Below are 24,009 nucleotides of genomic sequence, written 5' to 3' on the forward strand. Positions count from 1 at the left end.
CATGTCGGACCTCGACTGGCTCACCACCGCGGTCGACCTGGCCGTGGCGAACGTCGCCGACGGCGGGGGGCCCTTCGGCGCGGTGCTCGTCGCCGGCGGGGTGCGGATCGGGAGCGGGCAGAACCGGGTGACGCGCGACAACGACCCCACCGCGCACGCCGAGGTGGTGGCGATCCGGGCCGCCTGCGCCGCCCGCGGCGACTTCTCCCTCGCCGGGGCCACGCTGTACTCCTCGTGCGAGCCGTGCCCGATGTGCATGGCGTCGGCGCTGTGGGCCCGGGTCGAGCGCGTCGTCTACGCCGCCGACCGGCACGACGCCGCCCGCGGCGGGTTCGACGACCGGGAGTTCTACGAGCTGTTCGCCCGCGACCGCGGCACCTGGCCGACGCGGGTGGAGGCCGTCGCGCTGCCGGCCGGCCCGGCGCCGTTCGACGCCTGGCTCGCCGCCGCCGACCGGGTCGCCTACTAGTGGACCTGCCCACCGTCACCGGGCTGCGCCGCCCCGTCGACCGGGCGGGGCTGGCCGGGCTCGGACCGGGCACGGCGGTGCTGGCCGGGGGCACCTGGCTGTTCTCGCAGCCGCAGGACCACCTGCACACCCTCGTCGACCTCACCGGGCTGGGCTGGGCGCCGGTCACCCGCACCGCCGACGGCGTGTCGGTCGCCGCCACCTGCACGATCGACGAGCTGGTCGCCGCCGGGATCCCGCTCGCTGACGAGTGCGCGGGCGCGCTCGCGGCCTCGTTCAAGATCACCTCGCAGGCGACGGTGGGCGGCAACGTCTGCCTCGCGCTGCCCGCCGGGTCGATGACGTCGCTGGCCGTCGCGCTCGACGGCGTCGCGGTGCTGTGGGGGCCCACCGAGGACCGGCGCGTGCCGGTCGTCGACCTGGTCACCGGGGTGCGGACGACGGCGCTGCGCCCCGGCGAGGTGCTGCGGTCGCTCGAGCTGCCCGCCGCGGCGCTGTCGGCCCGGCTCGCGTTCCGGCGGGCGGCGCTCTCGGCGCAGGGCCGCTCGGGTGCGGTGGTCACCGGCCGCCGCGGGGACGGTTTCGTCCTGGGCGTCACCGCGGCGACGCCGCGGCCGTGGCGGTTCGGCTTCCCGGACGTCCCGTCCTCGGACGAGATCGTCGCGGCCCTGGACTCCGTCCCGGACTGGTACGACGACCCGCACGGCTCGCCCGACTGGCGCCGGCACGTCACCGGGGTGCTGGCCGGGCAGGTCCGGGAGGAGCTGGCGTGAGGTTCACCGTCGACGGCGTGCCCGCCGAGGCCGACCCGGCGCCGGGCCGGTGCCTGCGCACGCTGCTGCGCTCGCTCGGGCACACCGCGCCCAAGAAGGGCTGCGACGCGGGCGACTGCGGCGCCTGCACCGTGCTCGTCGACGGCGCGCCGGTGCACTCGTGCGTCCACCCGGCGTTCCGCGTGGCCGGGCGGGCCGTCACCACCGCGGCCGGGCTGGGCACGCCGGAGCACCCGCACCCCGTCCAGCGGCGCTTCGTCGACGCGGGCGGGTTCCAGTGCGGGTTCTGCACCGCCGGGATGGTCGTGACGGCGGCGGCGCTGCCCGCGGGCGACCGCGGCAGGCTGCTCAAGGGCAGCCTGTGCCGCTGCACCGGCTACCGGGCGATCCTCGACGCCCTGGACGGCACCGTCACCACGCGGCGGGCGGCGAGCGCCCCGGGCGGGTCGCTGCCCGCGCCCGCGGGACCCCGGATCGTGAGCGGGCGGGAGCCCTACACCCTCGACGAGCCACCATCCGGGCTGCTGCACCTGGCCGTGCTCGGCAGCCCGCACGCGCACGCCCGGATCCGGTCGATCGACACCTCGGCGGCCGCCGCGCTGCCCGGCGTCCACGCCGTGCTCACCCACCTCGACGCGCCGCCCGTCGCGTTCTCCACCGGGCGCCACGACGACCGGCTCGACGACCCCGACGACACCCTCGTCCTCGACCCCGTCCTGCGGTTCCACGGCCAGCGCGTCGCCGCGGTCGTCGCCGACTCGGTGGCGGTCGCGCAGGCCGCGTGCCGCGCGCTCGTCGTCGACTACGAGGTGCTGCCCGCGGTGCTCGACCCGGCCGCCGCGCTGGCGCCGGGCGCGCCGAAGGTGCACGGCGACAAGGGCCCGGAGGCCCGGATCGCCGACCCGGCGCGCAACCTGGTGGCCGAGCAGCACGGCGAGGTCGGGTCGGTCGACGACGGGCTGGCCGCGGCCGACGTCGTCGTCTCCGGAACGTGGCGCACCGGGCGCGTGTCGCACGTCGCGCTGGAGACCCACGGCACCGTCGGCTGGCTCGAGGGCGACCGGCTCGTCCTGCGCACCAGCACCCAGGTGCCGTTCCTGGTGCGCGACGAGATCGCGCGCGTCTTCGGCCTGGCCGACGTGCGGGTGTTCACCGCGCGCGTCGGCGGCGGGTTCGGCGGCAAGCAGGAGATGCTCACCGAGGACCTGGTGACCCTCGCGGTGCTCGCCACCGGGCGGCCCGTCCAGTACGAGCTCACCCGCACCGACGAGCTGACGACCGCGCCGTGCCGGCACCCGATGAGCGTGTCGGTACGGGCCGGGGCCACCTCCGACGGCGTGCTGACCGCGCTGGCCATCGACGTGCTCGCCGACGCGGGGGCCTACGGCAACCACAGCCCGGGGGTGATGTTCCACGGCTGCCACGAGTCGATGGCGCAGTACCGCTGCCCGAACAAGCGGGTGGACGCGCGGTCGGTCTACACCCACACCCTGCCCTCGGGGGCGTTCCGCGGGTACGGACTGGGGCAGGTGATGTTCGGGATCGAGGGCGCGCTCGACGAGCTGGCGCACCGGCTGGGCATGGACCCGTTCGAGCTGCGGCGGCGCAACGTCGTGGTGCCGGGCGACCCGTTCGTCGCCTCCTCCGACGCCCCCGACGACCTCACCTTCGGCGACAGCTACGGGCTCGACCAGTGCCTGGACCTCGCCCGCGACGCCCTCGCCCGCGACGCCCTGCCCGCCCCCGACGGCTGGCCGGTCGGCGAGGGCATGGCCGTGGCGATGATCGCGACGATCCCGCCGCGCGGGCACCACGCCGAGGCGTCGGTGACGCGGGACGCCGACGGCGGCTACACCGTGCGCGTCGGCACCGCGGAGTTCGGCAACGGCACCACGACGGTGCACGTCCAGCTCGCCGCGACGGTGCTGGGCACCACACCCGACCGCATCCGGGTGGTCCAGTCCGACACCGACGCCGTCGGGTACGACACCGGGGCGTTCGGCTCGGCGGGGTCGGTGGTGGCCGGGCGCGCCCTGCACGCGGCGGCGACGGCGCTGCGGGCACAGCTCGCGGCGGGTGGCCCGGCCACCGCGACCGCCACGCACGCCGGCACCCCGCGGTCGGTCGCGTTCAACGTCCACGCGTTCCGGGTGGCGGTCGACCCCGACACCGGGGAGGTGGCGATCCTGCGGTCGGTGCAGGCCGTCGACGCCGGGGTGGTGCTCAACGCCGAGCAGTGCCGCGGGCAGGTGGAGGGCGGGGTGGCGCAGGCGATCGGGTCGGCGCTGTTCGAGGAGGTCGTGCTCGACGACGCCGGCCGCGTCACCACCGCGGTGCTGCGCGACTACCACGTGCCCCAGGTCGCCGACGTGCCGCGCACCGAGGTGCTGTTCGCCGACACCCACGACGCGCACGGCCCGTTCGGGGCCAAGTCGATGAGCGAGGCCCCCTACAACCCGGTGGCGCCGGCGCTGGCCAACGCGGTCCGCGCCGCGCTCGGCGTCCGCCCGACGGAGCTCCCGATGACCCGCGACCGCATCTGGCGGCTCACCCGGAGGCGGTGAGCAGGTCGAGCAGGCCCGCCCGGTCGGCGGCGCCGTGGGCGCGCAGCAGCGTCTCCAGGTGCGCGTCGGGCAACGCCTCGACGAACCGGGCCGCCGCGGCGGCACGGGCCGCGGGCGTCAGCTCGCCGTGGGCGCGCAGCCGGGCGAACCCGCCGTCGGGGTGGATGTCGACGCGCAGCCGGGAGACCGGCACGGCGCCGGGGGCGATCCGGAAGCGGTGCGGGGTGTCGGGCAGCACCGGGCGGCGGGGCACGACGACGCCCCCGGCACCGTCGGTGATCCCGACCCATCCGGGTGCGTTGCCCAGGAAGTGGCTGGTGTCGAACACGACCTCGCGCAGCCGGGTCTCCCCGGCCAGCGCCACCAGCACCCAGTCGTTCCCGTCGTCGCGGCGGCGCGCGGTCTCCCAGCCCTCGCCCATGTCGCGGGCCGGTCCGGGGCGCAGCAGGTTGGCGGGCGCGGAGTAGAACAGGTTCGAGCAGTCCTCGATCCGGCCGCCGAGCGCCGGCGTCGCCGCGTCGACGGTGCCGTGCAGGTCGCGCGGGTCGGGCACCGCCTCGCCGTGCACGCGGAACCGGGCGACGCCGCCGTCGGGGTGCATCGTCAGGCGCAGGTGGGTGAAGCGGTGGTCGTCGTCGACGGCGTAGGCATTGGCGGTGTCGCCCTGCGCCGCCGACGGCGCGACGAGCGGGGTCCACACCGCGCCGGTGAGGTCGTGGTCCTCCACGGCGGTGCCGTCGACGGAGACCTGCGGCGGGTAGTTGCCGCGGAAGTAGGCCGTGTCGACGACGACGCCGCGCACGATCCCCGGCGCGCCGAGCCGCACGATCGCGTGGTCGACGCCGGGCTCGCGCCGCCGCCGGGTCTCCCAGCCGTCGTAGACCTTGCCGCGGTACCCGAACTCCGGGTGCTCGCGGACCGGGTAGGGCTGTACGAGGGCGGCGCGGTCGGCGAAGAAGTCGTCGTTCGCCGCGACGACCGCGCCCCCGAGCGCGCGGGCGGCGAGGTCGGGCAGGTGCAGGAAACTCACGGCGCTCCTCGTCGCAGCAGGCGGCCGGCCGGCGGCCCGGTGACGTCGATCCTGCGCCCGCGCAGCCAGGTCCCGCGCACCACCCCCGTGAGCGCGCGGCCGTCGTAGGGGGTGACGGGGTTGCGGTGGGCGAGCCGGTGGGCGTCGACGACCCACGGCTCGTCCGGGGCGAACACCACGAGGTCGGCGTCGCGGCCCGGCGCGATCGCCCCCTTGGCGTCGAGGCCGGCGAGCCGCGCGGGCGCCGTCGCCGTCCAGCCGACGACGTCGGCGAGGGAGTGGCCGCGCGCGCGGGCCCCCGACCACACGGCGGCCAGCCCCACCTGCAGCGATGCGACGCCGCCCCATGCGGAGCCGAAGTCGCCGCGCTTGAGCTCGGGTGTGCACGGGGAGTGGTCGGACACCACGACGTCGATCACGCCGTCGGCCAGCCCGCGCCACAGCAGCTCACGGTTGGCGGCCTCGCGGATCGGCGGGCAGCACTTGTACTGCGTGGCGCCGTCGGGCACGTCCTCGGCGGCGAAGGTCAGGTAGTGCGGGCAGGTCTCCACCGTGACGTCGACGCCGTCGCGGCGCGCGGAGGCCAGCATCGGCAGCGCGTCGGAGCTGCTCAGGTGCAGCACGTGCACCGCCGCCCCGGTCCACCGCGCCCGTTCGAGCAGCCAGGCGATCGCGAGGTTCTCCGCGCCGCGCGGGCGGGACTCCAGGAAGCTGCGGTACGCCGGGCCCGGTGCCGGGGCGCGGTCGACCGACTCGGCGTCCTCGGCGTGCACGATCAGCCGGGCGCCGAACCCGGTCAGCTCGCGCAGCACCGGTTCGAGTTCCCCCGGCGGCAGCGGCGGGAACTCCTCGACCCCGGAGTCGAGCAGGAAGCACTTGAACCCGAACACGCCCGCGTCGTGCAGGGGGCGCAGCTCGGCCAGGTTGCCCGGGACCGCCCCGCCCCAGAACCCGACGTCGACGTGGCACCGTCCCCGCGCCGCCTCGCGCTTGGTCGCCAGTGCGGCCACGTCGACGGTCGGCGGGATCGAGTTGAGCGGCATGTCGACCAGGGTCGTGACGCCGCCGAGCGCGGCCGCCGCCGTCGCGGAGGCGAAGCCCTCCCACTCGGTGCGGCCCGGTTCGTTGACGTGCACGTGGGTGTCGACCAGCCCCGGGACCAGCACCTCGTCGGCGGCCAGGTCGACCACCTCGCCGTCGACGGGGGCCCCGATCGGCAGCACCGCGGCGATCCGCCCGTCGCGGACGGCGACGCAGCCCGGCCGCTCACCCGCGGGCGTGACGATCCGCCCCGCCCGGAACACCAGGTCGTGCACGCCGACTCCCTCCGGTGGTGCGTCCGTCGCGCCGATCCTCCCCGACGTGACCGGCAGACCTACGGCGGGTGAACGGACGTAGGATCGCCGGCGTGGCGCATCGGGAACCTGAACGGCGGCCCGGACGTCCTCCACGTGTGAATCCTCCCGTGCGTGCGAGCGGATCGGTCCGGCTGCTGGTCGTGGGACTGGCCTGGATCGGCGCCACGCTGTTCGGGCTCGCCGTCGCGGCCACCACCACCATCGGCCCGGTCGTGCTGAACGTCACCCGCAGCCACGGGGTGCACATGGGCGACCTCGTGGCGTTCTCCGTCGCCTACGTGGTGGCCCTGATCGTCACGCTGGTGGCGTTCTCGGTCTGAGGTCCAGCTCCCGGCCGCTCCAGCGGCGGCGCAGCCACCGGTCGTGGCTGGCGACGACGACCGCGCCCGGGCTCACGCCGAGCGCGTCCTCCAGCTCGTCGCACAGGGCCGGTGACAGGTGGTTGGTCGGCTCGTCGAGCAGCAGCAGCTGCGGAGCAGCGGCGACGAGCACCGCCAGCTCCACCCGCCGCCGCTGGCCCACCGACAGGACGCCGACGGGCCGGTCGACGTCGCGCGGGTGGACCAGGCCGAGGTCGCGCAGCGGGACCGGGTGCTCGCCGTAGTACTCGCGCGGGGTGCGGTCCGGGTCGGGGAGGCCGACGTCCTGGGCCAGCAGGCCGACGCGCAGGCCGCGCCTGCGGTGCACGGTGCCGTGGGCGCCGAGGTGCCCGGCCAGCACGGCGAGCAGCGTCGACTTGCCCGAGCCGTTCGCGCCCGTCACGAGCAGGCGGTCGGTGGCACCGACGTCGAGGGCGTCGAGGACGAGGCGGCCCGGCACCCGGATCCCGCGCAGCGCCGCGGCCGGCCCGGACACGGCGGCACCGAGGGTCCCGTCGAAGCGGAGCGGTACGGGCGGGCGGGGCACCTGGTCGCGCTCGAGCTCGTCGAGGCGGCGGCGGGCGTTGCGGACGCGGCGCGAGACCTGGCTCTGCACCCGGCCGCGCTTGAACCCGTAGAACATCTTGGGCTCGTTGCCCCGCGGACGCCCCGGCGCCACCTCCCGCGCCGTGACCGCCACCGCGACCCGCAGCTCACCCAGCTCGTCCTGCTCCGCGGCGTAGCGCTGCTCCCAGCGTTCCCGGGCGGCGCGGCGCTGCGCGAGGTAGGCCGAGTAGTTGCCGCCGTGGCGCACCGGGCCGCCGGCGGCCGGGTCGAGGTCGACGACGTCGGTGCAGACCGCGTCGAGGAACGCCCGGTCGTGGCTGGCCAGCACGACGACGCCGGGCAGCGCGCGCAGCGTCTCCTCCAGGAACGCGGTGGCGCCGTCGTCGAGGTGGTTGGTGGGCTCGTCGAGCAGCAGGGCGTCCGGGCGGCGGACCAGCAGCGCGGCGAGCCCGACGCGGCTGCGCTGGCCGCCGGAGAGCGAGCCCAGTGGGCGGTCGCGGGCGATCGCGGCCAGCCCGAGGCCGTCGAGGACGAGCTCGGCGCGGCGGTCGGCGTCCCAGGCGTCGTGGTCGCGGGCCCACTCCAGCCGCTCGGCGTACTCGTCGGCACGGTCCGGGAGCCGCCCCGCCAGTGCGTCCACCGCGGCGACGGCCGCGTGCGCGTCGCGCAGCGCGTCGTCGAGGACGTCGGTGAGGGTCGCGTCCGGGGGAAAGGGGGACTCCTGGGCGCCGAAGCCCAGGTCGGCGGGGCGTTCGACGGAGCCGGCGTCGGGCCGCTCCACACCGGCGAGCAGGCGCAGCAGCGTCGACTTGCCCGCCCCGTTCTCCCCGATCAGGCCGATCCGGCGACCGGGGGCCGCTGTGAGGAAGACGCCGTCGAGAACGATCCGGTCGCCGTGGACGCGGACGAGGTCGTGGGCGAGGAGGGCTGCGGGCACGGGCACACCACCGGGGAACGGGGAGGGGCATCCGCCGGGCCGGGCCGCGGGCGGGTGCGGGGTGCGCTCAGATCCACATGACGTGCCCGACCCTGCCCCGGCCGGGGTCGCGTCGCAACCGGTTTCCGGCCGGGCCCCCCGCGGCTCCCGGCGGCGCTGAGCCATCCGGGTGGGGCCGGGAACCGGCAGGTCGTGCGCGGCGTTCCCCGCCCGTGCAGCTCATCGTGCGCTACCTGCTCGCGCCCCTCGTCCGGCTGCTGTGGCGGCCCGCCGTCCACGGGGCGGAGCGGCTCCCCAGACGGGGGGCCCTGATCCTCGCGGCGAACCACCGCGCCGCCGTCGACACCGCCGTCATCGCGTTGACGGCGCGCCGTCCCGTCGCGTTCCTGGGCAAGGCGGAGTACTTCGTCGGGCGCGGGCTGAAGGGCCGGGCGCTGTCCCGGTTCCTGTCCGCGCTGGGCTACGTGCCGGTCGACCGCGGCTCGGCCAGGGCGGGGCTCGACGCGCTGCACGCCGGGCGCAGCGTGCTCGACGCGGGCGGTGCCTTCGCCATCTACCCCGAGGGCACCCGCTCGCTCGACGGGCGGCTGCACCGCGGGCACACCGGCGTCGCCACCCTCGCGCTCGGCACCGGCGCCCCGGTCGTGCCGGTCGCGCTGGTGGGCACCGAGCGGGTCCAGCCGGTGGGCACGCGGCTGCCGCGGCTGCGGCGGGTGGTCGTCCGCTACGGCCCTCCGCTGGACTTCTCCCGCTACGACGGCCTGGAGAGCTCCCCTGCGATCCGCCGCGCCGTGACCGACCAGATCATGGACGCCATCGCCACGCTCTCGCAGCAGGAGTACGTCGACACCTACCACGAGCGGCCGGCGGCGGCCTAGGTCCTAGCCCCGGCGTAGCGGCCGTACCGGGCGGCCGGGGTGCTGGTGACCAGCAGCCCGGCCAGTGCCGCCGCGACCGCCTCCGGGTAGCCCGCCGTGCGCAGCAGCCCCGCGACCCTGGCGCCGGACACGTGGCCGAAGAACCCCTCCAGATCGAGCCGGACGACCATCGCCCGGCCCGCGTGCATCGCGGCCAGGGTGCGGGGACCGGCCGCGGACGTAGCCGTGCGCGGCGTCGTGCACCGGGATCCGGGCCAGCACCCGGCGCCCGACGCGGCGCTGCAGCTCCTGCAGCCGCGGGCCCGGGGTCTCGATCAGCCGCGGCACCCCCGACCGCGACGGCGTCCACCGACGGCGGTAGTGGTGCAGCGGGCCGGGCCGGGCCGGGCGGGGCGCGGTGCAGCCAGCCGCCGCGGTCGGCGAACCGGTCCAGCTCGCCGCCGCGCAGGTCGAGGCCCCGCGCGAGGGCGTCGAGTCCGGTCCAGGGCTCGACCGGCCAGCGCCACTGCGGCCGGGGCGGGCCCTCCGGCTCGACGTGGCGGCGCCGCGGCCGGGCGGCCAGCAGCACGGCCACCTCCGCGACGACGGACTCCCGCGACGCACGGGGGGCCCGGCGCCAGCGGGCGAGCAGGCGGGCGACCACGTCACCCACCTCGTCCGGGCCGCCCCAGCCGGCGAGGGCGGCCAGCCGGGCAGTGAGGTCGTCGAGGGTCCAGCGACCGTCCAGGGCCGCAGCGGCCACGGTGTGCGGGTCAGGCGCCATCGGGCCCACCCCGCCGCACCGGGCGACCGGCACCCGACGGTCGCACCGGGTCGGAGGCGACCCTCGGGCCGGGTACGCGACGACCCGGGGCACGGGCATCGACGGACCCGGTCCCGCCGTCCGCGCACACCCGGACGGGCGCGGGCGCCGAATCGGTGCGCGGGGCCCGTGGCCGGGTGGCGATGCAGCGGACGCGGACGACCGGTGTTCCCGTCGGCCGCGCAGCGTGGGCATGCCGTACCTGCCTCGCCTGCGCGGGACGCCGTGCCTCGGAGAGGTGGTGCGCCCCGGGGTCGCCCCGGAGCCACGAGACCCGCCGTCGAGGCCGGGCGCTCGCCGTCTCGACCGCGCGCCGCTGCATCGCCCCCGACGCTACCGCGACTCCCCGACACCCCACCCGGCCCGAACCCGCACCGCGGCTCGCGCACAGGTTCCGGCTGCTCGCACGGGGACCGGGCTCGGTGTGCGAGAGGCCGGTGTCCGACCTGCTCACGCGTCGCCGTCCGCAGCCGGGTGTCCGACCTGCGCGGTTGCGCCGGGCCGTCAGGGCCGGACGAGCAGCCAGTCGGCGGTGTGGCGGTACCAGGTGCGGCGCTCCAGAGGGCGGGGGTGGGCCACGCCGTCGGCCACCACCGTGAACGGCAGCCCGCCGACCTGCACCGCCCGGCCCCGCGACGAGCCGCGGCCGGAACGCGCCGCCTGGTCCACCGGGTGCGGGGGGCCCGAGGGCAGGCCGGGGCCGCGGCCGGCGCGCACCCCGATCCCGTCCGGGCCCGCCGCCACCACCAGGCGGGGGGTGCGGCCGCGCAGGACCAGGTCGTCGTCGCAGTAGCACTCGCCGTCGAGGTCACGGATCTCGCCGCGCCCGACCAGCACCCCGCCCGTGTCGTCGCGCACCAGCGGGACCGGCGACGCGGACCCGGTCAGCGCGAGCGACGGGTCGCGGCCCAGCCCCCACACCGCCGCGGCCGCCGACCGCCCGGCCGCGACGAAGGCCACCTCGACGTCGAGCCGCTCGGTGCGCAGCAGGCGCAGCAGGACGGCGGCCAGATCGGCGTCGGTGCCGTGGACGACGACACGGCGGGGATCGTGCGCGCGCAGCGCCGCGTCGATGTCCGCGCGCCCGGCCGCGGCGGGCAGCGCAACGGTGGGGACCCCGCCGAACGCGGGGGGCCGCCGACTACCGTGGAAGGGGAGCCACCGCTCCCGGGTCGGGTCCCCGCAGGTCAGCACCAGCAGTTCCGAGTCGATCGCGCCCACCTGATCGGTTACCCTCCCGCCGCCACGTTGATCTCAGATCTGGAGTCAAACATGCCCGCGATCGTCCTGATCGGCGCCCAGTGGGGCGACGAGGGCAAGGGCAAGGCCACCGACATCCTCGGCGACCAGGTGCAGTGGGTGGTGCGGTACCAGGGCGGCAACAACGCCGGCCACACCGTCGTGCTCCCGGACGGCCAGAACTTCGCGCTGCACCTGATCCCGTCGGGCATCCTCACCCCGGGCGTCACGAACGTCATCGGCAACGGCGTGGTGGTGGACCCCGGCGTGCTGCTGGAGGAGCTGTCCGGCCTGGAGGCCCGCGACGTCGACACCAGCGGCCTGATGATCTCCGCGGACGCGCACTTGATCATGCCGTACCACGTGGAGATGGACAAGGTCACCGAGCGGTTCCTGGGCAAGGCCAAGATCGGCACGACCGGCCGCGGCATCGGCCCGGCCTACCAGGACAAGGTCTCCCGGGTGGGCGTCCGCGTGGCCGACGTGCTCGACGAGAAGATCCTGCACCAGAAGGTGGAGGCGGCGCTGCACCTGAAGAACCAGATCCTGGTCAAGGTCTACAACCGCCGCGCCCTCGACGTCGAGCAGGTCGTCGACACCGTGCTCGGCCACGCGCAGAAGTTCGCCGACCGCATCGCCGACACGCGGCTGCTGCTGAACAAGGCGCTGGAGGCGGGCGAGTCGGTGCTGCTGGAGGGCTCGCAGGGCACGCTGCTCGACGTCGACCACGGCACGTACCCCTTCGTCACCAGCTCGAACCCGACGGCGGGCGGCGCGGCGGTGGGGTCGGGAATCGGCCCGAACAAGATCACCCGGGTGATCGGGATCCTCAAGGCCTACACCACGCGCGTCGGCTCCGGCCCGTTCCCGACCGAGCTGCTCGACGCCATGGGCGAGCACCTGCGCAAGACCGGCGGCGAGGTCGGCGTCACGACAGGGCGCCCGCGCCGCTGCGGCTGGTTCGACGCCGTGATCGGCCGCTACGCCGTGCGCGTCAACGGCATCACCGACTTCTTCCTCACCAAGCTCGACGTGCTCTCCGGCCTGGAGACGGTGCCGGTGTGCGTCGCCTACGAGGTCGACGGCAAGCGCGTCGACGACATGCCGATGACGCAGACCGACGTGCACCACGCCGTGCCCGTCTACGAGGAGCTGCCCGGCTGGTTCGAGGACCTCTCGGCCTGCCGCACCTTCGACGAGCTGCCGGCCAACGCCCGCGCCTACGTGCACCGCATCGAGGAGCTGACCGGCGCCCCGGTGAGCGCGATCGGCGTCGGCCCCGGCCGCGACCAGACGATCACCCGCGACGTGTAGCCGGGTCAGTTCGCGCAGGCCCCGGTGCCGACCTCGTCGTCGAGCCGGGCCTGCGGGTTCACCGACGCCGCGACCTGCTCGTTGGTGAGCACGAACCCGGTCTCGCTGTCGTCGAGCGCCGCGCCGAACACCACACCGATCACCTGGCCGTCGCGGTCGATCATCGGCCCGCCGGAGTTGCCGGAGCGGACGACCGCGCGGACGGTGTAGACGTTGCGGGAGACGGTGGACTCGTCGTAGATGTCGGGGCCGTTGAGCGTGATCTCCTGGCGCACCTTGGCCGCCGACGCCGTGAACGGGCCGTCGAGCGGGTAGCCGAGGATGATCGCGTCCTCCCCGACCTGCGCCGGCTCCGGCCGGAACTGCAGCGCGGGGGCGTCGAGCTCGGGGATGCGCAGCACCGCGATGTCGACGGCCGGGTCGTAGAGCACGACCTCGCCGGAGAGCTCGACCGGGCCGCGGCGGCCGGCCACCTCGACGCCGACGTCGTCGGTTCCGGCCACGACGTGCGCGTTGGTCATGACCAGACCGTCGCCGATGACGAAGCCGGTGCCCTCCAGCGCCCGCTGGCACGACGGCGCGCGGCCGCGCACCTTCAGCACGCTGTCGGCGACCTCCTCGACCACCGGGCTCGCCAGCAGCGCCGGGTCGGGCGGGCCGACCTCCTCGATCGGCGTCTCGTCGAACGGGCTGAGGATCTGCGGGAAGCCGGAGTCGTCGAGCAGCCGGCGCAGCTCGTCGGGCAGGGCCCTGGCGCTCGCGGGCATCACCGAGTCGACGACGCGCAGCACCTCCGAGCCGCGGACGCCGGAGGCCAGCCCGGGGAAGCTCGCGGAGGCCAGCGGCAACGCCACCAGCCAGGCCGCGATGACGACGGTGAGCGCCTGCAGCACCGAACCGAGCGTGGAGTCGACGCGCAGCGTGTGCTCCCCGGTGATCCGGTCGCGGATGCGGCGACCGAAGAAGACGCCGGTGGTCTCGCCGAGCGCGACGAGCAGCACGACGACCACGATGCTGACGATGATGCGCGTGCTCGTGGACTCGATGCCCGACGCCAGCAGCGGCGCCAGGCGCACGCCGAGCACCGCACCGCCGAGCACCCCGACGAACGACAGCAGCGCCACCGCCATCCCGTGCCGCCACCCGGACACGCCGGCGACGAGCGCCAGCACGACGACGATGAGGTCGACCCAGCTCACGACGGTCTCCTCATGCTCCCGCGCGGGCACGTGTCCACGCCTCGTCCAGATCCAGCACCCGGGACGGCTCCCAGGGCCGCGCCCAGCCACCCAGATCCAACAGCGCGGACAATAGGCCCCCGGTGAAGCCCCACACGAGCAGGCCCGCCACCAGGAAGCCCGGCCCGACGTAGCCGGAGGGATGGCCCACCTGGATCCGGTTCGCCGGGTCGGCGAGCGCGGCCAGCGGCACCCGGGCGACGCCCGCGGTCTCCGCCGCGTCGACCGCGTGCACCGCGCTCGGGCGCTCCCACTGCGCGAGCACCGGCGTGACGACGAACCCCGACGGCGGGATGAACAGCTCCGGCAGCAGCGCCAGCGGGACGACGCCCGACGGGTCGAGCCCGGTCTCCTCCTCGGCCTCGCGCAGGGCGGTGGCCACCGCGTCGGCGTCGCCGTCGTCGGACCCGCCGCCGGGGAAGGCGACCTGGCCCGCGTGGTCGCGCAGCGTGCTCGCCCGCTCCACCAGCAGCACGTCCGGGCCGTGCTCGGGGTCCTCGCCGACCAGGATCAGGACGGCCGCGCGGCGCCCGCCGTCGGGCGGCGGGATGCGGTGGCGGCTCAGCGTGACGGCGTCGACGTCGCGGACGGCGCTGAGCAGCGGCCGGAGCCGGGCGGAGACCCGTTCGGGCCGCAGCGGGCTCACGACAGCTCCGCGACGGCGTCCGCGACGTCGTCGGCACCGGTGAACGGCACCGGGGGGTCGACGCGGGCGACCGAGCCGTCGGGGCGGGCGAGGAACGAGTACGGCAGGCCCGGCGGCACGGCGAGCGCGGTGCGCACCGCGGTGCCCGCGTCGAGCGCGGAGGGCAGGGCGACGCCGAGCTCGCCGAGGGTGCGCAGCGCGGCGCGCGGGTCGTCGTCGACGTCGACCAGCAGGACCGGCACCGCGCCGGGGCGGGCGGCGTACGCGGCGAGCGCGGGCAGCTCCTCGCGGCACGGCGCGCACCAGGAGGCCCACAGGTTGAGCAGTACCGGGCCGTCCGCCGCGACGGAGCCGAGGTCGACCGCGCCCTCGGCCCCCAGGCAGGCCACCGTGACGCCGGCCAGCGGCCCCCCGACGCCCGGTGCGCCGGGGGCGGGGCAGGCCGGGAGAGCGGCCGCGGCGCGCAGCGGGGCCAGCTCGGCGTCGGACACCGCCACCGCCGACGGGGCGGCCGGGCCGTCGGCGACGGCGGGACCCGCGGACGGGCGCGGCCACAGCGCGAACACCGCCAGCGCGACGAGGAGCACGACCACCGCCGTGGACACGATCTCGGCCCGGCCCGGGCCGACCCGGTCGCTCACCGGTCCCCGGGACGGGCACCCGGCACGTCCCGCGCGCATCCTGCGGCCCGGCGCGCACCGTCGAGGGTGCGCGCGGGGCCGGACGGTGCGCGGCGCGGCGTCACGGCACGTCCTGCTCGATCGCGGACGGGGTGGCCGCGGCGGCGTCGAGGCCCGCGGGCGAGTCGGCCGGGGCCTCCAGCGGGGCACCGTCGTCGGCCAGCCCGACCCGCGCGAGCAGGAACGGCCGCGACGGGCCCTTGACCAGCTTCGCGGCGAGGACGGGATCGGTGGGCCCCTCGCCGTAGGCGGGGCAGTCGGCGGCCAGCGAACAGGCCCCGCAGGCGGGCTTGCGGGCGTGGCAGACGCGGCGGCCGTGGAAGATCACGCGGTGCGAGGTCATCGTCCACTCGCGCCGGGGCACCAGCTCCCCGACCGCGTGCTCGACCTTGACCGGGTCCTCCAGGTCCGTCCAGCCCCAGCGGCGGACCAGGCGCCCGAAGTGGGTGTCGACGGTGATCCCCGGGACGCCGAACGCGTTGCCGAGGATGACGTTGGCCGTCTTGCGCCCGATCCCGGGCAGGGCCACCAGCTCGTCGAGCGTGTGCGGCAGCTCGCCGCCGTGCTTCTCCACGACCGCGGCACCCAGCCCGATCAGCGACGAGGCCTTGTTCCGGAAGAACCCGGTGCTGTGGATCATCTCCTCCAGCTCGGCCCGGTCGGCCTGCGCGTAGGCGAGCGCGGTGGGGTAGCGGGCGAACAGCGCCGGGGTGACGAGGTTGACGCCCTTGTCCGTGCTCTGCGCGGACAGGATGGTGGCGACGGCCAGCTCGAGCGGCGTGCGGAAATCGAGCTCGCAGTGCGCGTCGACGTGGGTGGCGGTGAGCTCGCGCAGCATCCGGCCGACCCGGCGGGCCCGCCCGAGCGACGGCTCGCCCGCCGCCACCCGCTTCGCGAGCGCGGCCGCCCGACGGGCCTGTGCGGAGGGTGCGGTCACGCCCCCGAGCCTACGGCGGGCCACCGACGGCCCGCCCCCACCTCACCGCCGGCCGGCCGTCCGAACACCCGGACACGTTTGGGTATCGGGACCACGCCACGTCGACCCCGGTCGGCCGTAACCCGGACGGGTGCGGGATCATCCTCCCTGACATGACTGCCTGGCTCTCCGTCCTCGTACCGCTGCTGGTGATGTTCTTCGCGCTCGGCATGGAGCGCGTCGAGTCCAGGCTGCGGGAGTCCACCGTGCGTCCCGAGGAGCTCGAGGAGCTGCTCGAACGCCCCCGCCCCGACGAGGTCAGCGCCCTGTTCCGGCAGGGCACCGGCCGCGCCCTCGAGCTGTTCCGGCTCCGCAACCGCGGGCCGCGCGGTCGCCGGCCGCAGAAGCGCGACACGGCCGCCTGACCTGCGTGGCATGGGCCGCCGCCGGGTCCCCGGGGCGGTCCGGGCCGCGAAGTCGCCCGGTCGTGGACGGAAAACGACCCGCGCGACGTCACGGCGTGTGGGTGCACCCCCTACACTGACGCGCCGGTGATCCGCCGCGGGGCTGCGGCTGGGACGAGGAGCGGTGAAGTGGACGAGATTCTGATCCGCGCAGGCATTTTCCAGGGGGTCGAGCCGCACGCGGCCGAGGCCCTGGCGCAGGCGCTGGAGCCGGCGGAGTTCCCGCGGGGGCACGTGATCTTCGCGGAGGGCGAACCGGGCGACCGGCTATACATCGTCGCGACCGGGAAGGTCAAGATCGGCCGCAAGTCCCCCGACGGCCGCGAGAACCTGCTGATGGTGGCCGGCCCGTCCGACATGTTCGGCGAACTGTCGATCTTCGACCCGGGCCCGCGCACGTCGTCGGCCACGGCCGTCACGGAGGTCCGCAGCTACACGATGGACCGCGCCGCGCTGCGGGAGTGGATCGGCAAGCGTCCCGAGATCGCCGAGCAGCTGCTGCGCGTCCTGGCCAGGAGGCTGCGCCGCACCAACAACATGCTCGCCGACCTCATCTTCACCGACGTCCCCGGCCGCGTGGCGAAGTCGCTGCTGCAGCTGGCGCGCCAGTTCGGGTCGCAGGAGTCGGGTCTGCTGCGCGTCACGCACGACCTGACGCAGGAGGAGATCGCGCAGCTCGTCGGCGCGAGCCGCGAGACCGTCAACAAGGCCCTCGCCGACTTCGCGCACCGCGGCTGGCTGCGCCTGGAGGGCAAGAGCGTGCTCATCCTGGAGCCCGAGCGCCTGGCCCGCCGGGCCCGCTAGACACGGCTCCGCCGAACGGCACTCCCGGGTCGGGGGTGCCGTTCGTCGCGTCCGGGGACAATAAAGTGGTACGGGCGTGCCAGATCGTGCGACCCTGGGGGACGTGTCCTCCTCGTCCGCGGCGCTGGCCGACTACCGCGCCGCCCTGACCTCCCCCGGCGCGCTCGTCCCCGCCCTCGCCTCGGCGCTGGCGCGGCTGCCGATCGCCATGACGACCCTGGCCGTCCTGCTCTACGTGCAGCGGGTCACCGGGTCCTACGCCGTGGCCGCGGTGGTGTCGGCGGGCACGCTGGCCGGGGAGTCGCTCGGCGCGGTCGCGCAGGGGCGCTGGATGGACCGGACGGGGCCGACGCGGCCGCTGCTGCTCGCCGCGGGCCTCTACGCGCTGGCCGGGGCCGGGCTCGTCCTGGCGATCGAGAGCGGGGCGGCGCTGCCGCTGCTGGTCGGCGCGGCGGCGCTGTCGGGCCTGGTGCGCCCGGCGATGCCGGGCGCCTCGCGGTCGCTGTGGGCCCGTCTCGTGCCGGCCGGGCCGCGCCGCGACGCCGCGTACAGCTACGAGGCAATCAGCCTGGAGACCTTCTTCATCCTCGGCCCGGCGCTGGCCGCGTTCCTGGTCACCGCGCCGTGGCCGGGCACCGCGCTCGTCGTGGCGATCGCGGGCATGGTCATCGGCACCACGATCTTCGCCCTCAGCCGCCCGGTCCGCACGCAGCGGCCGTCGGCGGGCGGGCCGTCGATCGGGATGCTCGGCGCGCTGCGCCCGCCCGGCATGCGCACCGTCACGCTGGCCTCGCTGGGCTTCGGCCTCGTGATCGGCTCGGTCGAGGTGGGCGTCAACGCCGTGGCCACCGAGCAGGGCTCCCCGACGCTGGGTGGCGTGCTGCTCTCCGCGTGGTCGGTGGCCTCGGTCGTCGCGGGCGTCCTGTACTCGCTGCGGCCCTGGCCCCGGCCGTTGCACCTGCGGATGCCGTCCCTGCTGGCCGCCTTCGCCGCCTGCGTCACGGCGATGGCGCTGGTCGGGCCGCTGGCGTCGCTGCCGGTGCTCGTCGTCGCGATGCTGGCGGCCGGGGCGCTGATCACCCCGCAGGTCACCGCCCACTCCCTCGGCGTGGAGGCCACCGCTCCCGCCGGCACGTCGACCGAGGCGTTCGGGTGGGTCGTCACGGCGGCGGTGCTGGGCATCTCGTCCGGGCAGGTGCTGGCCGGGCTGGCCGTCGACACCGCAGGGGCCGCCAGCTCGTTCCTGGTGGGCGGGGTGGCGGGCGGGATCGTGGCCGCGGCGCTGTGGTGGCGGCGCGGCACGCTGGCCCCGCGCCCGGCGGAGCACCTGACGGCGGCCTGACACCCGCGCCCCGCGGCCCCGCGCCCCCGTGAGTCGCAGTGGGGTGGCTTCACTGCAACCAGGTGGGAGTGGAGCCACCCCACTGCAACGCGGGGCGGAGCGGGCGGGGCCGCGGTCAGGGGCGCAGGTAGGCCAGTTGGGCCTGCACCGACCACTCGGCGGCGGGCCACAGCGACTCGTCGACGTCGGCGTAGACCAGTTCCACCACCTGGCGGGCGGTCGCGGCGGGCCCGAGCGTCGCCAGTGCGTCGCGGACCTGGTCGAGGCGCTGCTCGCGGTGCGCCAGGTACGCCGCGGCGACGGCGGGCGCGTCGGGCAGGTCCGGGCCGTGCCCGGGCAGCACCGCGGTGCCGGGGGCGAGGTCGGCGAGGCGGCGCAGCGAGTCGAGGTAGGGGCCCAGCGCGCCGTCGGGGTGGTCGATGACGGTGGTGCCGCGCCCCAGGATCGTGTCGCCGGTGAGGACGGCCTGTGCGGCGCCGGGCCCGTCGAGCAGGAACGACACCGAGTCCGAGGTGTGCCCCGGCGTGCCGACGACCCGCAGCTCGACGCCCGCCGCGGCCACCACCTCGCCCACGCCCAGCGCCTCGGACCCGAGCACCAGCGACGGGTCGAGCGCGCGAACCGGTGCCCCGGTCAGCTCGGCGAACCGGGCGGCACCGCCGGCGTGGTCGTGGTGGCGGTGGGTGAGCAGTACGAGCGCGACCGGGCCCTGCGCGGCGACGCGTTCGAGGTGCCCGATCTCGTCGTCACCGGGGTCGACGACGACGCACTCCTCGACGCCGGGCGCCCGCAGCACCCAGGAGTTGGTGCCCTCCAGCGTCATCGGGGACGGGTTGTCGGCCAGCAGCACCGACGCGAGCGGGGTGACGGGCCGCAGGACGCGGGGGGCGGGATGGGTCATCGCGGGTCGCCCGGCGTCAGGTGCCCGACGGCCACCTCGAAACCCTCGTCACCGGGCAGGACGACCACCACCTCGTCGCCCTCGCGCTTGACCCGCGGGATCACCGGCCGCACCGTCCGCGCGGCGGCCGCGGCGAGCACCGACGCGGTGTCGGGGTACTCCGCGATCTCCTGCAGCGTGCGGAACGTGGGCGCCATCAGCTCCATCTCCCCGGCCCGCCACCGCTGCAGCGCCTCGGCGGGGTGCCACCAGGCCGCCTCGACGGCCTCGGTCGTGTGCGCGTCGGCCTCCTGGCCGTGCGGCACCGCCGCGACGAAGAACGCCGTGTCGTAGCGGCGCGGCGACTCCTCGGGGGTGATCCAGCGCGCCCAGGCGTCGAGCAGGTCGGCGCGGAGCACGAGATCGCCCTGCGCGAGGACGTCGGCGAGCGTCCGGTGCCGGGCCACGAGGTCGGCACGGGCCTGCGCGAGCTCCATCGGGCCGGGGAGCGAGCCGTCGGGGCGCGCGGCCAGCAGCACCCCGCACTCCTCGAACACCTCGCGGACGGCCGCGTGCACCAGCCGGCCCGCGAGCCCGGCATCGGCCTCCAGGCGCTCGCCCCACCACCCCGGATCGGGACCGGACCACAGCCGCGGATCGGGGGTGTCGGCGGCGTCGACCCCGCCGCCGGGGAACACCGTCATCCCGCCCGCGAACACCATCCCGGCCACCCGCCGCTGCAGGAACACCTGCAACGGCCGGTCGCCGGGGGCGTCCCGGAGGAGCAGCACGGTGGCCGCGGGGCGGGGGACGGCCGGTTCGGGGGTCACGGGGGGTCACCCTATGTCCCCGGCATGATGACGCACGTGGGAGCGCTGCGCGTGGGGCTGGTCGGGGGCGGGCCGTGGGCGCGGCGGGTGCACGGGCCCGCGGTGGCCGCCCACCCCGGCACCGAGCTGACGGCGCTGTGGACCCGCCGGCCCGAGGTCGCCGACGAGATGTCCGGCGTGCTGGGCGGGCGCGCGGTGGGGTCGTTCGAGGAGCTGCTCGACGCCGTCGACGCCGTGGCGTTCGCGGTACCGCCTCAGGTGCAGGCCGGGCTCGCGGTGCGGGCGGCGCGGGCGGGCCGGCACCTGATCTGCGAGAAGCCGCTCGCCGCCGATCTCGACGGGGCCCGCGCGGTGGCCCGGGCCGCGGTCGGCGTCACCACGGCGCTGGTACTGACGCTGCGCTACGACCCCGAGATCTCCGCCTGGCTGTCCGGGGTGCCCGGCGGGGCGGGTCCCGACAGCGTCGGGGCGGTCCGCTGGCTGTCGGGCTCCCTGCTCGGCGGCCCGTACGCGGCGTCGACGTGGCGGGCCGAGCGCGGTGCGCTGCTCGATCTCGGCCCGCACGTCGTCGACCTCCTCGACGCTGCGCTCGGCCCCGTCACCGGCGTCGACTGGGCCCACCACGACGAGCCCGACCTGTGGCGCTTCGCCCTGCGGCACGCCGGCGGCGCGCACAGCACCGCAACGATCTCGCTGCGGCTGCCCGTCGACCCGTCGGAGATCGAGCTGACGGCCTTCGGCGGCGTCGGCAGGCACCGCCTCAGCGGGCGCGCCGCCGACGCCCCGGCCTGCTACGCACGGCTGCTCGACGGGTTCGTCGACGCCGTGCGCGGCGGCCCGCCGGTCGCCCTCGACGTCGCCCGCGGCCTGCGCCTGCAGGAGATCGTCGACGAGGTGGGCCGGGCCGCGGGCTGACCCGGCGCGCTCAGCCCGCCCGGTCCGGCGGCTGCGGCGCCCGGCCGTTCCCGGGCTCGCCCGCGATGCCGGCCCGACGGGAGACCCGCGGCTTCGGGGCGTCGCCGACCCCCAGCTCGGCCTGCAGGCGGGCGAGGAGGTCGCGGTCGGCCTCGGAGAGCCGGGCCGAGTCGTCCGGTGCCGGGCCGGGCGCGGGTGCGGGTGCGGTGTACGGGGCGGGCGACGGGCGCTCCGACGACGGGTGCTCCGACGAGGGGCGCTGGGGCAACGGGCGCTGGGGCAACGGCGCAGGCCGGGGCGACGGGGGCGGGCCTGCCTGGTGGGCATCCGTTGCGTCCCGGGGCCGGGGCGACCGGGCGTCGGGATCGGGCAGGACGGACGGCCCGGGCAGGGGCTCCTGCGGGTCGAGCGGGTCCGGGGAGCCCGCCGAGCGCGACATCGCCCAGTCGCCGGAGATCCAGTCGGCCAGCCAGTCGTCGGCGACGGGCGTGCCGTCCTGCTCGTCGGACCGGTGGTCGCCGCCGTGGTCCCCGGCGTCGTGCATCGGGAGCCGGCCCAGGCCGAGCGGGTCGGCCTCGTCGATCGTCGGCAGGCCGTAGGACTCGCGCTCGCCGGCCGGGGCGCCGAAGGGGTCGCCGATCGAGGCGAGGGCCGGGCCGTCGGACCCGGCGGCCGCGGGCCGGACCGGGTCGCGGGGGAGGTCCGAGACCGGGGCCAGCGGGCGGCGCCTGCCGAGCGGGATCGGGCTCGGCAGGGACCGCGGGGATCCGGGCAGGGCCGTGGGGCGGGGACGGGGCGGGTCGGTGCGGACCCGCAGCGGCGTGACCGGGGCGGGGGCGGGGTCGGCCGCCGGGTCCGCGGCGGCCGCGTCCTCACCCGGGCCGGCGTCCTCGCCCGGTTCGGCGTCCTCGCCCGGGGCGACCACGGCGTCACCCGGGGCTGCGTCGTCCGGAGCGGCGTCGGCCGGAGCGGCGTCGTCCGGGACGGCGTCGTCCGGAGCGGCGTCGGCCGGGACCGTCGCGGCGTCGGCCGGGAGGACGACGGGCTGCGGGGCGGTGCCGGACGGAGAGCTGGGGCCGGACGGAGAGCTGGGGCCGGACGGAGAGCTGGGGTCGGACGCACCGGAGGTGTCCGGGTGGGCGACGGCGGGGCGGGTGCCGATCGGGTCGGTGTCCGGCGCGTCGGCGTCGCCCGGCGCGTCGGGGGACCCCGCACGCGGCGACTCCACGAGGGGCGACCCCGCGTCGGGCTCCGGCCCGGCGGCGTCGGACGCACCGGGGGCCGACGCGTCGCCCAGGCCCGCACCGGCGGCATCCGGCCGGCCACGGCCCGACCCGAACAGGTCCGACCCGGTCGGGTCGGGCCCGGTCATGTCCGGCCCGGGCAGGTCCGACCCGGGCAGGTCCGACCCGGACGACGCCGACGTGGGCGAGTCCGGCCCGGGCGACTCCGAGCCCGTGCCGACCGGCTCGTCGACCGACGCCATCCCGCCGACGGTCACCGCGCCCGCCTCCGGGGCCGGTACGGCGGACCGGCCGACACCCGACCAGCCGAACAGCGGCGGGTCGGCATCCGGGGCGGACCGGCCGAACAGCGGCAGACCGGCATCCGGGGTCCGGTCGTCGGCCGGGGCGGCCGGGGCTGCCGGGGCGGGCGCCGCGCCGAAGTCCCACGACGTCTCGTCCCCGGGGGCGGCCTCGCGGCGGTAACGGCGGTGCTGGGGAGCGGGGACCGGCTGGTCGGGGGCGGGCGTGCGGGCAATCCCGGTCGGTGGGGTCTCGGCCTCGGCGGGGCCGGGGTGCTGCACGGCGATCGCGTCGGTGTCGAGCCCGCCGGCCGCCTCGTCCGCCCCGTGGACGGCCACGGCGGCGGCGAGGGCGGCCTGCTGGTAGCCGGGCCGGGCGGCGCCCGCGACGACGACCTCGACCGCGGCGGGGGCGCCGACGCGCACGCAGGCGATGGAGAGCTGGTAGCCCAGGACGTCGACGGGGCGCTGGTCGCCGGCCGGGACCTCGACGAGGACGACCGGCTGCGGCAGCGGGCCGGGCGCCGAGCCGGCGGGCGTGGTCCGGAAGGTCACCCAGGTGCGGCAGCCCGCGACCAGCCGCTCGGGCAGCGCGCCCACGGCCGCGGCGAGGTGCTCGACGCCGCGACCGGCGTCGAAGCGATGGGCGGTGGCGGCGTCGGCGGAGGCCGCGGGCAGGACCGCGTCGGGGTCGAGATCGGTGCGCGCGGCCCGGGCGGCGGCGACGACGGCGGCCCGGTCGCCCGGCGTGAGCGCGGTGCCGTCGGCGGCCAGGGTGCCCGTGATCAGCTCCAGCGCGCGGCCGTCCTCGCCGACCGCGACGAGCTCGCGGCACCAGGCGAGCAGGTCGTCGTCGACGCGGCCGGCCAGGGCCAGCAGGATCTCGTGGGGCGAGTCGCCCGTCGTCCGGTCGTCCATCCGGATCTCCCGTTCCATGCGTTGCGGGTCAGCGGCCGGCGGCGACGGCGTCCCGGGGGGAGCGCGAGGCCGTCCACAGCGGCGCCGATCCGATGATGGCCGCCTGGTGGTAGGCCGGGGGCTCCCCGTGCGCCGGGAGCACCTCGACGCACGGTGTGCGGTCACCGTGGGCGCGCAGGACCCGCTGCAGGGTTCCGGTCAGCTCCCACGGCCGCTCACCGCCGTGGACGACCAGCACCCGCTGGTCGCCGCGCGGGCCGGCACGCCAGGCCTGGCGCAGCTCGACGCACCCCGGGTGGCCGCGGACGACGCCGAGCACGCTGAGCGCGGCGGCGTCGGGCGCGTCGGGGCCGGAACGGAACACGACCTCGCAGTGCGGCGGCCCGTCCAGCGGCAGGACGGCCTCCAGCAGCCGCCGCGACGCCCCCCACTCACCCGCGCCTGCGACGAGCAGCGCCCGCTCGTCGTCGGTGAGGCCGAGGCGGTGGCGCAGCAGCTCGCGGGTGAGCATCGCGGCCAGCGGCTGGTGGGCGCCTGCGGCGAGCCAGTCGCGCAGCCGCC

At 77.0% G+C, this 24,009-nt stretch carries 23 protein-coding genes; 10 read left to right on the plus strand and 13 right to left on the minus strand.

The features are described from left to right. The first annotated feature begins 1 nt into the window (after position 1). Genes PHY01_RS19145 through PHY01_RS19155 form a run of 3 tightly spaced genes read left to right on the plus strand, consistent with a single transcriptional unit; the run spans position 2 to position 3,806 of the window. A complete protein-coding gene (locus PHY01_RS19145) occupies positions 2–469 on the plus strand; it encodes a nucleoside deaminase (RefSeq protein ID WP_141280382.1) in 468 nt (155 codons plus the stop codon). Beyond that, entirely contained in the window at positions 469–1,242 is a 774-nt protein-coding gene (locus PHY01_RS19150) for an FAD binding domain-containing protein (protein ID WP_141280383.1), read from the plus strand. Before PHY01_RS19145 ends, PHY01_RS19150 begins: the two co-directional genes overlap by 1 nt. Next, complete coding sequence (locus tag PHY01_RS19155) at positions 1,239–3,806, plus strand: molybdopterin-dependent oxidoreductase (protein ID WP_141280384.1); 2,568 nt, start codon at positions 1,239–1,241, stop codon at positions 3,804–3,806. Before PHY01_RS19150 ends, PHY01_RS19155 begins: the two co-directional genes overlap by 4 nt. Here PHY01_RS19155 and alc read toward each other — a convergent pair. Beyond that, positions 3,790–4,836, minus strand: coding sequence for an allantoicase (gene alc, locus PHY01_RS19160; RefSeq protein WP_141280385.1), 1,047 nt, complete (start codon positions 4,834–4,836; stop codon positions 3,790–3,792). The genes PHY01_RS19155 and alc overlap by 17 nt on opposite strands. Further along, a complete protein-coding gene (allB, locus tag PHY01_RS19165; protein WP_141280386.1) occupies positions 4,833–6,152 on the minus strand; it encodes an allantoinase AllB in 1,320 nt (439 codons plus the stop codon). The genes alc and allB overlap by 4 nt, the downstream gene beginning before the upstream one ends. Before the next feature lie 149 nt (positions 6,153–6,301). Between allB and PHY01_RS19170 the strand changes: the two genes are divergently transcribed. Continuing rightward, positions 6,302–6,514, plus strand: coding sequence for a hypothetical protein (locus tag PHY01_RS19170; protein WP_141280387.1), 213 nt, complete (start codon positions 6,302–6,304; stop codon positions 6,512–6,514). On the opposite strand, the gene PHY01_RS19175 is transcribed toward PHY01_RS19170, so the two are convergent. Further along, the gene (locus tag PHY01_RS19175; protein WP_218030227.1) at positions 6,489–8,057 is read right to left on the minus strand and encodes an ABC-F family ATP-binding cassette domain-containing protein; all 1,569 of its coding nucleotides are present in this window, start codon (positions 8,055–8,057) and stop codon (positions 6,489–6,491) included. The genes PHY01_RS19170 and PHY01_RS19175 overlap by 26 nt on opposite strands. 212 nt (positions 8,058–8,269) lie before the next feature. Between PHY01_RS19175 and PHY01_RS19180 the strand changes: the two genes are divergently transcribed. Beyond that, entirely contained in the window at positions 8,270–8,935 is a 666-nt protein-coding gene (locus PHY01_RS19180; RefSeq protein WP_170183880.1) for a lysophospholipid acyltransferase family protein, read from the plus strand. On the opposite strand, the gene PHY01_RS19185 is transcribed toward PHY01_RS19180, so the two are convergent. Both PHY01_RS19185 and PHY01_RS19190 read right to left on the minus strand, forming a co-directional pair. Beyond that, positions 8,932–9,123 (minus strand): hypothetical protein, encoded by a 192-nt coding sequence (locus tag PHY01_RS19185; RefSeq protein WP_141280390.1) that lies wholly within the window; start codon positions 9,121–9,123, stop codon positions 8,932–8,934. The genes PHY01_RS19180 and PHY01_RS19185 overlap by 4 nt on opposite strands. Before the next feature lie 1,118 nt (positions 9,124–10,241). Beyond that, complete coding sequence (locus PHY01_RS19190) at positions 10,242–10,958, minus strand: hypothetical protein (protein ID WP_246086008.1); 717 nt, start codon at positions 10,956–10,958, stop codon at positions 10,242–10,244. Positions 10,959–11,009: 51 nt separating this feature from the next. Here PHY01_RS19190 and PHY01_RS19195 point away from each other — a divergent pair, with 51 nt between their 5' ends. Beyond that, positions 11,010–12,290, plus strand: coding sequence for an adenylosuccinate synthase (locus tag PHY01_RS19195; protein WP_141280391.1), 1,281 nt, complete (start codon positions 11,010–11,012; stop codon positions 12,288–12,290). A gap of 5 nt (positions 12,291–12,295) precedes the next feature. Here the strand turns inward: PHY01_RS19195 and PHY01_RS19200 are convergent, their stop codons facing one another. The 4 genes from PHY01_RS19200 to nth form a co-directional block, all read right to left on the minus strand. Then, positions 12,296–13,489 (minus strand): MarP family serine protease, encoded by a 1,194-nt coding sequence (locus tag PHY01_RS19200; RefSeq protein WP_141280392.1) that lies wholly within the window; start codon positions 13,487–13,489, stop codon positions 12,296–12,298. A 10-nt stretch (positions 13,490–13,499) separates the two neighbouring features. Further along, a complete protein-coding gene (locus tag PHY01_RS19205) occupies positions 13,500–14,174 on the minus strand; it encodes an NUDIX hydrolase (RefSeq protein WP_141280393.1) in 675 nt (224 codons plus the stop codon). Next, complete coding sequence (locus PHY01_RS19210) at positions 14,171–14,815, minus strand: TlpA family protein disulfide reductase (protein WP_246086009.1); 645 nt, start codon at positions 14,813–14,815, stop codon at positions 14,171–14,173. The genes PHY01_RS19205 and PHY01_RS19210 overlap by 4 nt, the downstream gene beginning before the upstream one ends. Before the next feature lie 100 nt (positions 14,816–14,915). Beyond that, positions 14,916–15,692 carry an endonuclease III gene (nth, locus tag PHY01_RS19215; protein ID WP_141280421.1) on the minus strand — a complete coding sequence of 259 codons (777 nt, stop codon included), beginning with the start codon at positions 15,690–15,692 and terminating at the stop codon, positions 14,916–14,918. Positions 15,693–15,943: 251 nt separating this feature from the next. On the opposite strand from nth, the gene PHY01_RS19220 reads away from it, so the two are divergent. The 3 genes from PHY01_RS19220 (at position 15,944) to PHY01_RS19230 (ending at position 18,380) form a co-directional block, all read left to right on the plus strand. Next, positions 15,944–16,195, plus strand: a complete 252-nt coding sequence (locus PHY01_RS19220; protein ID WP_141280395.1) for a hypothetical protein — start codon at positions 15,944–15,946, stop codon at positions 16,193–16,195. A 168-nt stretch (positions 16,196–16,363) separates the two neighbouring features. Next, positions 16,364–17,038 (plus strand): Crp/Fnr family transcriptional regulator, encoded by a 675-nt coding sequence (locus PHY01_RS19225; protein ID WP_141280396.1) that lies wholly within the window; start codon positions 16,364–16,366, stop codon positions 17,036–17,038. A 103-nt stretch (positions 17,039–17,141) separates the two neighbouring features. Beyond that, positions 17,142–18,380: an MFS transporter gene (locus PHY01_RS19230; protein ID WP_141280397.1), complete on the plus strand. Its 1,239-nt coding sequence runs from the start codon at positions 17,142–17,144 to the stop codon at positions 18,378–18,380. A 115-nt stretch (positions 18,381–18,495) separates the two neighbouring features. On the opposite strand, the gene PHY01_RS19235 is transcribed toward PHY01_RS19230, so the two are convergent. Together PHY01_RS19235 and PHY01_RS19240 are read right to left on the minus strand one after the other, a co-directional pair. Then, on the minus strand, positions 18,496–19,281 hold the full coding sequence (locus PHY01_RS19235) for an MBL fold metallo-hydrolase (RefSeq protein ID WP_141280398.1): 786 nt from the start codon (positions 19,279–19,281) through the stop codon (positions 18,496–18,498). After that, the gene (locus PHY01_RS19240) at positions 19,278–20,090 is read right to left on the minus strand and encodes an NUDIX hydrolase (RefSeq protein WP_141280399.1); all 813 of its coding nucleotides are present in this window, start codon (positions 20,088–20,090) and stop codon (positions 19,278–19,280) included. Before PHY01_RS19240 ends, PHY01_RS19235 begins: the two co-directional genes overlap by 4 nt. 27 nt (positions 20,091–20,117) lie before the next feature. Here PHY01_RS19240 and PHY01_RS19245 point away from each other — a divergent pair, with 27 nt between their 5' ends. Beyond that, on the plus strand, positions 20,118–21,005 hold the full coding sequence (locus PHY01_RS19245; protein ID WP_141280422.1) for a Gfo/Idh/MocA family protein: 888 nt from the start codon (positions 20,118–20,120) through the stop codon (positions 21,003–21,005). 10 nt (positions 21,006–21,015) lie between these two features. On the opposite strand, the gene PHY01_RS19250 is transcribed toward PHY01_RS19245, so the two are convergent. Both PHY01_RS19250 and PHY01_RS26635 read right to left on the minus strand, forming a co-directional pair. Next, a complete protein-coding gene (locus PHY01_RS19250; RefSeq protein WP_141280400.1) occupies positions 21,016–23,448 on the minus strand; it encodes a hypothetical protein in 2,433 nt (810 codons plus the stop codon). A gap of 28 nt (positions 23,449–23,476) precedes the next feature. Then, a partial coding sequence (locus tag PHY01_RS26635; protein ID WP_170183882.1) for a hypothetical protein occupies positions 23,477–24,009 on the minus strand: 533 nt, incomplete at its 5' end.

Origin of the sequence: Pseudonocardia hydrocarbonoxydans (genome assembly GCF_006539565.1) — a bacterium.
Lineage (GTDB): Bacteria > Actinomycetota > Actinomycetes > Mycobacteriales > Pseudonocardiaceae > Pseudonocardia > Pseudonocardia hydrocarbonoxydans.

Bases quoted from the DNA above. Each gene is read 5' to 3' on its own strand.
- PHY01_RS19235 (WP_141280398.1), bottom strand. From the start codon at position 19,281: ATGACCCATCCCGCCCCCCGCGTCCTGCGGCCCGTCACCCCGCTCGCG.
- PHY01_RS19245 (WP_141280422.1), top strand. From the start codon at position 20,118: ATGACGCACGTGGGAGCGCTGCGCGTGGGGCTGGTCGGGGGCGGGCCG.
- PHY01_RS19250 (WP_141280400.1), bottom strand. From the start codon at position 23,448: ATGGACGACCGGACGACGGGCGACTCGCCCCACGAGATCCTGCTGGCC.
- nth (WP_141280421.1), bottom strand. From the start codon at position 15,692: ATGCTGCGCGAGCTCACCGCCACCCACGTCGACGCGCACTGCGAGCTC.
- PHY01_RS19185 (WP_141280390.1), bottom strand. From the start codon at position 9,123: ATGCACGCGGGCCGGGCGATGGTCGTCCGGCTCGATCTGGAGGGGTTC.
- PHY01_RS19220 (WP_141280395.1), top strand. From the start codon at position 15,944: ATGACTGCCTGGCTCTCCGTCCTCGTACCGCTGCTGGTGATGTTCTTC.
- PHY01_RS19145 (WP_141280382.1), top strand. From the start codon at position 2: ATGTCGGACCTCGACTGGCTCACCACCGCGGTCGACCTGGCCGTGGCG.
- PHY01_RS19195 (WP_141280391.1), top strand. From the start codon at position 11,010: ATGCCCGCGATCGTCCTGATCGGCGCCCAGTGGGGCGACGAGGGCAAG.